The 12948-nt window shown below is 40.1% G+C and carries 12 protein-coding genes and 2 rRNA genes; 7 read left to right on the forward strand and 7 right to left on the reverse strand.

Annotated features, from left to right (window positions below; translation table 11 throughout):
• From BUC20_RS14590 to BUC20_RS14615, 6 genes are all read left to right on the forward strand, one after another.
• A 23S ribosomal RNA gene (locus BUC20_RS14590) occupies positions 1 to 273 on the forward strand; the annotation flags it as partial.
• 114 nt (positions 274 to 387) lie between these two features.
• Positions 388 to 499: ribosomal RNA gene (gene rrf, locus BUC20_RS14595) — 5S ribosomal RNA — on the forward strand.
• Positions 500 to 816: 317 nt separating this feature from the next.
• Positions 817 to 1938, forward strand: a complete 1122-nt coding sequence (nagA, locus tag BUC20_RS14600; protein ID WP_073231856.1) for an N-acetylglucosamine-6-phosphate deacetylase — start codon at positions 817 to 819, stop codon at positions 1936 to 1938.
• 23 nt (positions 1939 to 1961) lie between these two features.
• A complete protein-coding gene (pyrH, locus tag BUC20_RS14605; protein WP_073231857.1) occupies positions 1962 to 2669 on the forward strand; it encodes a UMP kinase in 708 nt (235 codons plus the stop codon).
• A 40-nt stretch (positions 2670 to 2709) separates the two neighbouring features.
• The gene (gene frr, locus BUC20_RS14610; protein WP_073231858.1) at positions 2710 to 3273 is read left to right on the forward strand and encodes a ribosome recycling factor; all 564 of its coding nucleotides are present in this window, start codon (positions 2710 to 2712) and stop codon (positions 3271 to 3273) included.
• An 86-nt stretch (positions 3274 to 3359) separates the two neighbouring features.
• Positions 3360 to 5108 (forward strand): ABC transporter ATP-binding protein, encoded by a 1749-nt coding sequence (locus BUC20_RS14615; RefSeq protein ID WP_073231859.1) that lies wholly within the window; start codon positions 3360 to 3362, stop codon positions 5106 to 5108.
• A gap of 9 nt (positions 5109 to 5117) precedes the next feature.
• Here BUC20_RS14615 and BUC20_RS14620 read toward each other — a convergent pair whose 3' ends face one another.
• From BUC20_RS14620 to BUC20_RS14650, 7 genes are all read right to left on the reverse strand, one after another.
• Positions 5118 to 6392 carry an MFS transporter gene (locus BUC20_RS14620; RefSeq protein WP_073231860.1) on the reverse strand — a complete coding sequence of 425 codons (1275 nt, stop codon included), beginning with the start codon at positions 6390 to 6392 and terminating at the stop codon, positions 5118 to 5120.
• 55 nt (positions 6393 to 6447) lie between these two features.
• The gene (locus BUC20_RS14625) at positions 6448 to 7089 is read right to left on the reverse strand and encodes an alpha/beta hydrolase (protein WP_073231861.1); all 642 of its coding nucleotides are present in this window, start codon (positions 7087 to 7089) and stop codon (positions 6448 to 6450) included.
• 40 nt (positions 7090 to 7129) lie between these two features.
• Positions 7130 to 7762 carry a thiamine phosphate synthase gene (locus tag BUC20_RS14630; protein WP_073231862.1) on the reverse strand — a complete coding sequence of 211 codons (633 nt, stop codon included), beginning with the start codon at positions 7760 to 7762 and terminating at the stop codon, positions 7130 to 7132.
• 5 nt (positions 7763 to 7767) lie between these two features.
• Complete coding sequence (locus tag BUC20_RS14635; protein WP_073231863.1) at positions 7768 to 10215, reverse strand: TonB-dependent receptor; 2448 nt, start codon at positions 10213 to 10215, stop codon at positions 7768 to 7770.
• A gap of 241 nt (positions 10216 to 10456) precedes the next feature.
• Complete coding sequence (locus BUC20_RS14640) at positions 10457 to 10987, reverse strand: AAA family ATPase (RefSeq protein ID WP_073231864.1); 531 nt, start codon at positions 10985 to 10987, stop codon at positions 10457 to 10459.
• A complete protein-coding gene (gene pnuC / locus BUC20_RS14645; protein ID WP_073231865.1) occupies positions 10971 to 11588 on the reverse strand; it encodes a nicotinamide riboside transporter PnuC in 618 nt (205 codons plus the stop codon). Before pnuC ends, BUC20_RS14640 begins: the two co-directional genes overlap by 17 nt.
• Positions 11589 to 11758: 170 nt before the next feature.
• Positions 11759 to 12283: a hypothetical protein gene (locus tag BUC20_RS14650; RefSeq protein ID WP_143166817.1), complete on the reverse strand. Its 525-nt coding sequence runs from the start codon at positions 12281 to 12283 to the stop codon at positions 11759 to 11761.
• Positions 12284 to 12547: 264 nt separating this feature from the next.
• Between BUC20_RS14650 and BUC20_RS14655 the strand changes: the two genes are divergently transcribed.
• A complete protein-coding gene (locus tag BUC20_RS14655) occupies positions 12548 to 12865 on the forward strand; it encodes a carboxypeptidase-like regulatory domain-containing protein (RefSeq protein WP_073232668.1) in 318 nt (105 codons plus the stop codon).
• The last annotated feature ends 83 nt before the right edge of the window (positions 12866 to 12948 follow it).

Below are 12948 nucleotides of genomic sequence, written 5' to 3' on the forward strand. Positions count from 1 at the left end.
TATCTGTTGTGGGCGTAGGAATTTTGAGTGGGGCTGACCTTAGTACGAGAGGACCGGGTTGGACTAACCTCTAGTGAATCTGTTGTTCCGCCAGGGGCATTGCAGAGTAGCTACGTTGGGAATAGATAAGCGCTGAAAGCATCTAAGTGCGAAACTAGCCACGAGATGAGAATTCCATATAGGACCGTAGAAGACTACTACGTTGATAGGTTACAGATGTAAAGGTGGTGACATCAAAGTCGAGTAATACTAATAATCCGAAGCTTTCAAGAGCAATAAACTGTTGTTTGTTCTTCCTAACTTAACTTCTTTCAATAATATGTCACTGTTTGATGGTGGGATGCGAGAGCATCATACACTGGTAAAAAAATCAAACAATAAAAATATTTAGGTGCCTATATCGGTGGTGTCTACCTCTTCCCATTCCGAACAGAGAAGTCAAGCCCACCAGAGCCGATGGTACTGCGGTAACACGTGGGAGAGTAGGTCGGTGCCAAATCTTAAAAGAAAGCCTGTAGGAAACTACAGGCTTTTCTTGTTTATCAGGTTTTTGTCCGGAGACACTGATTTACAGGATCTCCATATCCCCGGCAGCAGATCGCCATCCCCCTCTTCTTTTATTAAACCTGTATCACTTTATTCAGCTGCTGCATGCTGCTTATGGCTTATCTGATCATTACAGGATGTGCAACCTGGTTAAGGAACCTTCCTGAAACCATATCCAGGACTAATCAGCTCCGTTTTTTTTGCTTGTAGCATATGATCAATAGCTTTCGCAGTATTCCCTTATATTTGGATACCCTAATTACTTAGCTTATGATTGCAATTACAAATGGTCAGTTTTTTAAGGATGACCTGCTCTTGAGTGGCCAGACCATCTTTATTGAAGATGGAAAGATTAATCGCATTACAGATGAAGAAGTCCCCGTTGGTTATAAAATCATCGACGCTGCTGGCGACTATATCAGTCCGGCTTTTATAGACCTTCAGATTTATGGAAGTGGAGGGGCACTCTTTTCGGCCTATCCTACAGCAGATACTTTAAGGCAGATGGATGAAAACTTGTTGTCTAAAGGCACAACGGGATTTTTAGCTTGCGTAGCGACAAATAGTCCTGAAATAGTCTACCAGTGTCTTGATGCAGCAAAAGCTTATCGTAAAGAAGCCAAAGGCTTTTTAGGACTACACCTGGAAGGTCCCTACATTAATGCTAAAAGAAAAGGAGCGCATGTTGAGGAATACATTTATAAAGCTTCACTTGAAGAGGTCAAACGCTTATTGGATTATGCCGATGGTACGGTAAAAATGATGACAATAGCGGCAGAGCTTCAGGATGAAGAAGTGATTCGTTATTTGCTGGACCAGGGAATTGTTTTGTCGCTCGGACATAGTGATGCCGATTTTAACGAAGCTACTGATGCTTACAACAGCGGATTTAAAACGACTACCCATTTGTTCAATGCGATGCCTTCTATCCATCACAGGGCTCCCAATTTGCCTGTAGCAGTGTTCAGTCACCCGACAGCTATGGCGAGTATCATTGCCGATGGAACTCATGTTAGTCTGGAGATGGTAAAGATGACTTACAAAATAATGAAAGACCGTTTGTTTTTAATTACAGATGCAGTAACCGAATGTCAAATTGGTCCATATCAGCATCAATTAAAGGGCAACAAATTTGTAACGCCTGATGGAACACTTTCCGGCTCGAACATTACGCTTTTGCAGGCTGTTCAGAATTGTGTTGAGCATTGCGATATCAGCTTGTCTCAGGCGCTGAGGCTCGCTTCAGCTAACCCGGCAAGATTAATGGATTTATCAGATAAAAAGGGAGCTGTAAGTGTTGGTAATGATGCTGATTTGGTGTTTTTATCCCCGGAACTAAAGCTGAATAAAGTTTTTGTAAAGGGTTTGCACATTTCAACCCTGATTAATTAAAACAAATAGTTATTTTTGGAGTCATGAAGTATAAACGGATCCTGCTAAAATTAAGTGGTGAATCGCTAATGGGCGAGAAACAATATGGTATTGATAATGAGCGCGTAAGGCAATATGCTGAAGACATTAAAGCTGTACATAGCGAAGGCCTTGAAATAGCAATAGTTATTGGAGGTGGTAATATTTTTAGAGGCTTGAGTGCTGAAAAGTCTGGTATGGACCGTGCACAAGCTGATTATATGGGAATGCTGGCTACCGTAATTAACAGTATGGCATTGCAGGATGCGCTGGAAAAAGTTGGTTTGAAAACACGTCTGTTGACTGCGATTAAAATGGAGCAAATCTGTGAGCCATTTATCCGTAGAAGAGCAGTACGTCACCTGGAGAAAGGTCGTGTAGTGATTTTTGGTGCTGGTACCGGTAATCCATATTTCACAACAGATTCTGCAGCGGCATTGAGAGCAATCGAAATTAAAGCAGATGTGGTGTTGAAAGGAACCCGTGTGGACGGAATCTATACCGCTGATCCGGAAAAAGATCCAACAGCAACAAAATACAACAAAATTTCTTTCAAAGAAGTGTACGATAAAGGATTAAACGTAATGGATATGACAGCCTTTACTTTATGTGAGGAAAATGAACTTCCTATTATCGTTTTTGATATGAATAAAACAGGTAATTTCATGAAAATTGCTAAAGGGGAAGAGATTGGTACCCTTGTTAAAGGCTGATTCTAATAAATTTTATATTTTTGGTTAAATTTTACAAAACATGAATGACCTCATAAAGAAACAATTACAAGATGCTCAGGCAAACATGGACAAAGCAATTGACCATTGTGAAGCTGAATTGACGAAAATCCGTGCAGGAAAAGCTTCTGCGGGGATGTTAGATGGCATCTTTGTAGATTATTATGGTAGTGCTACTGCTTTATCCCAGGTAGCAAGTATCAATACACCGGATGCACGTACTTTACTCGTTCAGCCTTGGGAAAAAAACATGTTGGTTCCAATAGAACGGGCAATCATGGAAGCTAACATCGGCATCAATCCTCAGAATGATGGTATTGTCATCCGCCTGGTGGTTCCCCCATTGACTGAAGAACGTAGAAAAGACCTGGTTAAAAAAGTTAAAGAGGAAGCAGAACGTGGTAAAATAACTGTTCGTAACATCCGTAAAGATGCCAACGAGAAGATTAAAAAATTAAAAGGCGAAAGCGTTTCCGATGATGAGATCAAAACCGGAGAGGCAGAAGTGCAGAAAATAACTGATGCATACATCATTAAGGTGGATAAACATGCAGAAGCAAAAGAAAAAGATGTAATGACGGTATAACACCCGATTTATAATATACTTGTAATTTAAAGGGAATGAGCGCAATGCTTCATTCCCTTTATTTATTTTTGGCTAGATTTAATTAAATGAAATTACTACTTCAATATCTGCAGCACCATAAATGGGTGGTTGCATTAGCGCTATTTTTAGCAGCTATAAACATTGGCTTTTCCTTACTTGATCCTTATATCACCGGGAGGATTGTAGATGAATTTATACAAAAGAAAGATGTATTAGACAGAAGTGCATTCGTTTGGGGAGTACTTGGGTTAATCGGCCTTAGTGTGGGTGCGGCAATGGTTTCCCGGATCGCCAAGAATTTTCAGGATTACTTTACCAGTATCATCGTTCAGAAAGTTGGCGCAAGCATGTATGCGGATGGTTTGAAACATTCACTGGAGTTGCCTTATCAGGTTTTTGAAGACCAAAGAAGTGGAGAGACACTGGGTATTCTGCAAAAGGTACGTCTGGATTCTGAGAAGTTTATCACCTCCTTTATCAGCATTCTTTTTGTCAGCCTGATCGGGATGGTTTTTGTCATCGTTTATTCAGTGACTGTAAGTTATAAGGTGACACTGGTTTATTTTTCTGCCATTCCGATTATCAGCTTTGTAAGCTGGTTTCTGAGCCGAAAGATAAAGACCATCCAGAAAACAATTGTAGCAGAAACAACTGCTTTGGCTGGATCTACGACAGAATCACTGAGAAACATTGAACTGGTAAAAAGTTTAGGTTTGGCTAATCAGGAGATCGAAAGGCTAAATAAAACGACCTATAAAATCTTAGGTCTTGAACTGAGGAAAGTTAAATATGTAAGAAGTATGAGTTTTGTGCAGGGCACTACGGTTAATTTTGTCCGGAGTACCATGGTGGTAGTCTTATTGATCCTGATTTTTGAAAATACCATCTCTGCCGGACAATACTTTTCCTTTTTATTTTATTCCTTCTTTCTTTTTGGACCGCTTCAGGAACTGGGAAACGTGATCTTATCCTGGCGTGAAGCTGAAGTTTCTTTAGGAAACTTTAAGAAAATTCTAAGTACACCCATTGATCAGAAACCTTTAAATCCTGTAAAGCTGGATAAGATTACCAAACTGGCATTTGCTGACGTAAATTTCAGACACCTTACAGGTAAGCATAATGCTTTAAATGACATCAGTTTCCAAACTCATAATGGAGAGACAATTGCTTTTGTTGGGCCTTCAGGTTCGGGAAAAACGACATTGGTTAAACTTTTGGTAGGACTTTATCAGCCAATGGAGGGGGATGTATTATATAACGATACTTCCAGCAAGGATATAGATCTTGATCTGCTGAGAGAGAAGATTGGCTTTGTAACACAGGATACCCAATTGTTCTCAGGAACGATCAGGGAGAACTTACAGTTTGTACGGCCCGATGCGACAGATGAAGAGTGTTTAAGGGTAATGCAACAGGCTGCCTGTAACAATCTCCTGGCGAGAGCTGATAAAGGCTTAGACACGGTAATTGGAGAAGGTGGGGTAAAGGTTTCCGGTGGAGAGAAGCAAAGGCTTTCTATTGCAAGGGCATTACTGCGCAGGCCTGATATCCTGGTTTTTGATGAAGCAACTTCCTCTCTCGATTCGTTGACTGAAGAAGATATTACAGCGACGATCCGTGATATTTCAGTACAAACCAATCACATTACCATATTAATTGCCCATAGGCTGTCTACGATTCGCCATGCAGACCGTATATATGTTTTAGAGAAGGGACACATCATCGAACAAGGGAAACATGAAGATCTGTTAGCAGAGAATGGTTTGTATTATGCAATGTGGAGACAACAGGTAGGGGAACGGAAAGACAATTAACTCAATTTCTCAGGTTTGTTGGTCGTTGATTTCCTGTGGGGTTAATTTCATTAATCCTTTTGTTTTGAGGTAAGTGATTCCTGCAACGAGAATGGTCATGCTACCGCCAAAAACAACAGCAGGTACTGTCCTCATGAGCTTTGCGGTAAGTCCTGATTCAAAGGCTCCAATCTCATTGGAAGAGCCGATAAACATACTGTTTACTGCAGATACCCTCCCCCGCATCTCGTCGGGTGTGAGTAATTGCATGATGGTAGAACGAATGATGACACTGATGCTGTCAAAAGCCCCTTCCATAAATAGAAATAACAAGGTCAGGTAGAAGTTCTTAGATAGCCCGTAACAGATAATGCTGGTTCCAAATCCTGTAACGGCAATCAATAGATTTCTCCATGGTTTGTTCATTGGAGAAAAACGGGTCATGGCCAACATGGTGATTACCGCTCCGCTGGATGCAGCGGCACGCATAAAGCCAAGACCTTCAGAACCAACTTTCAGAATGTCGTTGGCAAATACAGGAAGTAAGGCTACTGCTCCACCAAAGAATACAGAGAAGAGATCCAGGCTCATGGCGCCTAACATCATTTTATTCTTAAAGACAAAATGCACGCCTTCGGTCAGACTTTTTACAATACTCTCCTTAGGGATGTAAGTTGGTGGATGTGGCTTTAAGAAGAAGATGCAAATCAGGGAAATGGCAATAAAAACAAGAATTACAGCATAGGTTGCGGTTATTCCATAAAACCCATAAATCAGTCCACCTGTAGCCGGGCCAAGGATAGAGGCGGCCTGCCAGCTTGAACTATTCCAGGTACTGGAGTTAGGGTATAGTTTTTTGGGTACAATCTGTGCCATTAAAGAGAAGGTTGCCGGACTAAAAAAGCCCCTGGCGATTCCAATTCCAAAAACCATCAGATACATGATGGGGACAATATAACTGACCGGGACATAAGCATGCATCCGGTTGGTTGTAATCACCAGCATAATGAGAGAACAAAGAAATACCCCTGCAAATACTTTCAGCAACAATGCTCTTTTTTCAGACTTGTCGGCAACATATCCTCCATATAAAGCAATGGAGATCGCGGGAATGGCTTCACAAAGTCCCACTAAGCCTAATGCTAATGGATCTTTTGTTAAGTGATAGATATGAAATCCAATAATGACCGCCTGCATTTGATAAGCAAACGTAAAAAAGAAACGCATTCCAAGGTAAGACCGGAATTCCGGATATCGGAGGGCAGCGTAAGGATCTGGTTTTTCTATGGTACCGGGACTATCCAAGAGAAAATTGTTTTGAACAAATGTAGGTGTTAGGATGTCAATTCTGAAATGTAAATCAGATGTTTTCCATAATTATTTTACTCAGTTCTGTAGATTTATTGACCATCATAAAATGACCGCCTCCCTGAATTTTTATATCGCTTTTAATTGGAGAGATCGGGAAAATCCGGTCAGAGGTTCCGTGAATATGGATGATGTTTTTTTGAGGATTGGCGTTTTTCCAGGTCATAAGCCTGTCTATTGCCCATAACATAAACCGATTGTCAGTTTCTTTGATGATCTGGTGTAGAAGTTGGGACTCCTCTTTGGAAGTCGTGCTAAAATAATAATCCGCAGTTAGCAGATTACTCCATTTTAAAATTTTAGCAGGAAATAATTTATAGATCCTGGAGGAAGATACCAGGGATAATTGCCAGCTAAACTCCTGAGCAGATTTAATACTGGAAACAATCAATACTTTTTTGCAGGGAATGATTTTGGCTATTTCCTGTGCAATAATTCCCCCGAATGAAATCCCTAAAAGGATCACATCCTCTGTTAACTCAATTTGTGTGATGAGTCTTTTTGCGTAGGATGCTAAAGATTCCTGATCCTGGGGATCTATCCATTTGATATAGATTTTCTCGATACCAGGTAAATCTAAAAACTGGAAAACCCTTTCATCAGCACCTAATCCACTTATAAAGTATACTTTCACATTTAACCGGTTGAATTGTCACTGATGAAAAGGATGGGTTTTATTTTAGCTGATCATAAAAATCCAGATAAGCTTCCCTCATGTCTTCTGCCTGATTGATCGATGCTGATACTGCAATTCCAAAAATACCGGTATTCATTAAAGGATCTACATCGCTCAAGGTAATTCCACCAACTGCCAGTACAGGCAGGTCAATAGATTTTTCTTTGAGGACCTGCATGGCTGCCTGGTATCCTTCTACTCCCAGAAGAGGTGCATTATTCGGCTTTGTTGTGGTCGTGTAAAAAGGGCCAAACCCTGCATAATCTACTCCTTCTTCTGCCAGTCTGATTAATCCCTTCAATGTGTTTGAGGAGCCTCCAATGGTAATTGCTTCACCTAATTGCTCCCGGATTTTTATAAAATCGGCATCCATATCTTCGATATGAAATCCTTGAATATCGGCTTTACCGTTCAGGTGGATATGATCTGTAACGATCAGGGTAGCTCCCCAATCGTCACAAATTCCGGCAATTGCATTGATATCTTTCAAAAGCGCCACATCATTTTTAGTCAGACAGCGGTATTGTATCCATTTTGCACCTGCTCCGCAGGCAATTTGTGCTTGTTCTATATGGCTGTGTTGATGGATGTCGTGTGTTATAAAATGTAGTTTTTCGATGAACTTCTTCATGTTTGTTAAAATTTCAAATTTAACGAAAGTAAAAAATTAGTTCCGGCTTGCGTGAAATAAAAGTTTTGTCTGGTGACATCTCCCATGTAAGCATAGCTATAAGTATAACCGTTGCTTTCATATTTTTTGTTCAGAATGTTATTAACCAGAAGCCCAAGATTGATGTTTTTAATTCCTTTGATCTGGAAATCATAACCCATTCTGGCATTGTTTACCCAATATGCTTTTAACATTTTGTGCTCACTTTGGGTATTGTCCATATATTGCTTGCTGATATATTTGCTTTGCAGAGCGGCAGCGAAGCCTTTAAATGGTTTGAAGACCAGCTCTCCTGATACGACCGCTGCAGGAGAAAAGGAGATGTCAGGATTGGAATAGTTCGTAACGATTAAATTAGCAGTCCCGTCTTTTTCAGTGTTGGCGATGTAATCCACATAATTTTTAATCTTATTCCTGCTAAAGGCTGCATTTGCATTTATTGCAAATTTTGGACTGATGACATACGAACCGTCGAGCTCAATTCCAATCCGGTAACTCTTGTCTACATTCTGACGGTAGGCGTCTGCATATTCATTTACTTCTCCTGTAAAGATAAGTTGATCTTTATAGAACATTCCGTACACATTCACCCCTACGTTAAGCCTTTTATCGTTAAAACGGTAACCTGCTTCCAGGTTATTCAATCGCTCTGATTTTGGCGAAGGAATACCTTTTTTCAAAGAGGTAAAATCATCACGGTTGGGTTCTTTATTACCTATGCTAAAGGAAGTATAGAAATTACTCTGCTGATTCAGGAAGTATGTTGCTCCAATTTTAGGGTTAAAGAAATTATAAGTATTGCTGAAATTGATTGGCTCCACATTTTTATCCATACCGCTGATGTCATAGCTTACTCTTCTGTATTGCAGGTCGGCAAAGAGGCTAAGTTGTTCAAGGAGGCTATAGTTTACTTTGAAATAGGTGTTGAAATCATTTTTGTTTCCTTTACCATCGTAATAATGGTCCGTATTACTCAGGCTCATAGGATACTGGGACCATATTATCTGTCCAAAATGTTTACCTCTGTATTGGTTATAAGCTCCACCAAGAGTGAAGTTTAAGTCAGATTGAGGCTGGTAGTTGAAGGCATAGGTAAGCCCATAAAAATTATTATCCAGCCAGCGGCGGCGAACGAGATCAGTTTTTTCTTTTAATTCTCCATCTACAACGGTTCCTGGTAATTTATACTTTTTATACTTATCCTGTAATTTGGATTCTTCAAAATATCCTTTTCCATCTGTATAATGTAATGCGCCATTGAATGAGAATTGCTCGCTAAACTGCTTGGCATAAATTGCCTGATAATGGTTTTGGGTATAGTTGTCGGTCTGATCTTTATAGGTAAATGGATTATATGTTCTGTTTCCTGAATTGAGTAGGTTTTCCAGTTGTGATGGCTCCAGACCTTCATTAGCAGCATAATCTTTCATTCCCTGGACATCTCCTTTTAATCTGGATTCCGGAATACCTCCCCATGCCTGGTAAGTTTTTTCAGTTCCGCTAAAGACATTCAATCTTAACAATTCATTTTTTCCATAATAAGCTCCTGAGAGGAAATAAGATTTTAAGTTAGAGGCTGCACGATCAATGTATCCGTCAGATTTTATGCGAGATAGCCGTCCGTCAAAGCTCCACTTATTGTCTATCAGACCTGTTCCCACTTTGAACGTGTTTTTTAAGGTATTGAAAGAGCCGAAGGTATTGTTAAGTTCCGCATAAGCTTTTTCTGCAGGTGCTGAAGTCTGGATATTTAAACTTCCTCCGAAAGCTCCGGCGCCATTTGTTGAAGTACCCACACCTCGTTGAATTTGTATGTTCTCTGTAGAAGAAGCAAAATCAGGCATGTTGACCCAAAAGATGCCCTGGCTCTCACTATCGTTATATGGAATCCCATTGATCGTGACGTTAATCCTGCTGGCGTCGCTTCCTCTGATTCTGATCCCTGTATAACCCACACCAGCTCCTGCATCCGAAGTCACGACCACTCCTGGGGTATTATTTAAGATAAAAGGAAGATCTTGCCCGAAATTGTTTTGCTGGATCTCCTCTTTGGTTAAGTTTTTATAGGTTGTCGCAGATTTTTCATTGGCGCGGGTAGCTCTTACAATCACCTCATCAGCTAGAAATGCAGAAGGAGTTAAGCTGAAATTTACCACCTGATCTGCATTTAAGTTCAGGTTCCTTTCGATAGTCTGATAACCAACAAAACTTACAACCAGGGTATAAGTACCCGCACTAAGGTTTGTAAATTGATATTTTCCCTGTGAATCTGCTGTTGCTCCGGACGATTTTCCTTTCAGGCGGATGGATGCTCCTGGCAATACCTGATTTGATTTTTCGGATACTAATCCGGAAATACTAAACTGTGCCTTTGTTAAAACAGGAAGCAGTAACATAGCCAATGCTATGGTCATTAATCTTTTCAATTTTTTGATTTTTAGTTAAACCACTGTAAGTAAGGGGCACTTACAGCCCAGTTAAACTCCATAACTCCAATCCCTCCGCCGGCATTATCCGGATCAGGTGCATATATCTGTCAGCAGATATAATGGGTATGCTCTCAGCCTGTTTTTGTGTTTTTTACAAAACAAGGCACCCCTTTTTGATGGGGCAAAGGTATTGATAAAAAATGAATAGCAAGAAAAACGGCTTAGATTATGACTTGCTGAGGAAGGAGCCGACTGCTGCAATGGCATTATTTAGCCGCTCTTCCTGTCCGTTGATGACGATATAGTTCGCATTTAAACCTTGTAACTCCTGGTGCCATACCTGCATGAAATGTTCTCTTTTATGTGGAAAATCACGGAGTGGATCTTCCTGCCATGGAAGGTCAATATCCATCAGCAGGTAGAGGTCGTAAGTATAATTTGGTAAGGCATCCAATACCACTTTTGGTGTTTCTCCAAAAACTTCATCGCTCCAGATCTTCACTGTGATAAAGGTCGTATCACAAAAGATCAGGTCTTTTTCTGCAATTGCCAGAATTGATTCTTCGAGTGCGATCTGTCCGTGATACATATTGATTTCGTCCTGTAAATTACAGGGTTCAGTTAGCGCGGCACAGTAATACCTTGCATATTCGGGAACCCAAAGTGTTTTGTAGTGCCTGGCCAGCTGCTGTGTTATGGTCGATTTTCCTGTGCTTTCAGGTCCGACAATGGCAATTTTCTTAATTTGTTTGTTCACGGTAGGTTTTCCTCCAGTCTAAATAGCCTTTGATGGCAATGGCCACCAGGAAAGCGTAAAAAACAGCGCTCAGATTTAGGTTTTTATAGATGTATAATGGGATATAACAAAGGTCAACAATAACCCATAGAATCCAGTTCTGCAGGATTTTTCTGGTTAGCATCAGCTGTGCTACGAAGCTCAATGCTGTACAAAAGCCATCTTCATAAGGAACGTTGGTATCGGTATACCTATCAAGGTAAAGACCTAATGCTATGGATAAGGCTAGTACTGCAGCAGAGGCGATCCACCAGCCTTTTGCAGATAAATTGGTAATTGGCTTATCATCGCTTTGCTTGTTATTGACCCAGAAATACCAGCCATAGAATGCGCTGCAAAGAAAATAGAACTGCAGGGCCATGTCGCCATACATTTTTGCATCGTAAAATACCCATGCATAGGCTACGACACTAATGATCGAGATCGGCCAGCTGAGTATACTTTCTTTTGTTGCCAGGTAGATACAGATGAATCCCGAAATGACGCCAAGCCATTCCTGCCATGAAGTATGCTTAAACTGGTCGACTATCAATTGAAAAAAAGTGGATTCAAGAAGTAACATGGACCAAAAGTAGTTATCCTAAAATTATTTGCAACATAAACCTTTGTAAAGGTTCTTGATAGGCAGAAGAAAACAGGATAAAAAAATCCGGCAGGGAAATGATTCCTGCCGGATAATAAACCAAACAAACTATTTATGAAGATTATCCTCTTAAACGAGGGTTTTTTATACTATTTTGCTGTTTTCGGAGAAGTGCTGAAGCTCAAAGAGACTCTGACACTTACATCAGTACTGGTATTGTCTCTCAACACGTATTCCATTCTTATGCGTAGGCTGGTGCCTTTAACATAGTTATCTAAAAAACGTGAATTGTCTATGTCTAGTACCAGTCCGGGCCCAATATTTTCCTGAACGTCGTTTCTTGACGCTACCATGACCTCCGCGCCTTTATCATTTGCAACAAACAGTTTAACTGACTTGAACATGCCCAGGCTTTTGTTCGATGGGTTACTGGCATCAAGTTTCGCGGAGGCAATTCTGATCTCTTTTACATAGTCTGTTCCATTTTGGTTTCCAAAAACCTGATCAAAGCTTGTTGCGGCAGAGTTGGCAGAAATAATCGTATTACTTTTTGAAGAAGCTGGAATCACTACTGTTGCAGTATAAGGAAAAGTTGATTTGATTAGAGATTGTACGGTGGCACAACCAGCTAATAGAACGACTAAGGCAATTAATGCAGGAAATATTTTTTTCATTTGTATGTGTTTTGTTGTCATTTGTTATCTTGTGTTTTATTTTGAATGAAAGCTGATGCAGCTTATAACGGTATAGAATCTGCAAATGTTGTTCCAAATATTATTAAAAGGAGTTTCCTTGCATTTTGATATGAACAGACAGAATAGAGGTAGCATCATTTGAATTAAAAAATAAAGGAAGATTTTAAAACTTATTCTGATTCTGTTTGTATTAGAGGGTGGAAACAATCGATAAACATTAAGGTTAAACTAAAATTGATGGTGATGAAAAAGGCAAGTTTAAATTTCATAGCAGTGTTAGGGCTCTCATTAGGTTTATTAGCATTTACTTCTATCCGGGAGGGTGGTATACAGGGAAAGGTTAGTCCCGCAGAAGGCGCTTCTGAGGTATTGGCTGTTGCCGGTACAGATACTTTGAGAACAGGAATTACCAATGGCAGCTTTACGTTTGGAAAGGTTAAAGCAGGAACTTATACGGTTTGGGTAAAGGCAATTGCGCCTTATAAAGATACTTCTGTCGCAAATGTTGCGGTTACTGATAGTGCCACAACAGACGTTGGAGAGATTAAATTACTCCAGTAATTTATGATGATAAATTAAAGGGCTGTCAGTTAATTCTGACGGCCCTTTTTTATTTGAAGGCTTTTTTAAAAAATACGTTATTT

This window comes from Pedobacter caeni (assembly GCF_900129215.1).
GTDB lineage: Bacteria > Bacteroidota > Bacteroidia > Sphingobacteriales > Sphingobacteriaceae > Pedobacter > Pedobacter caeni.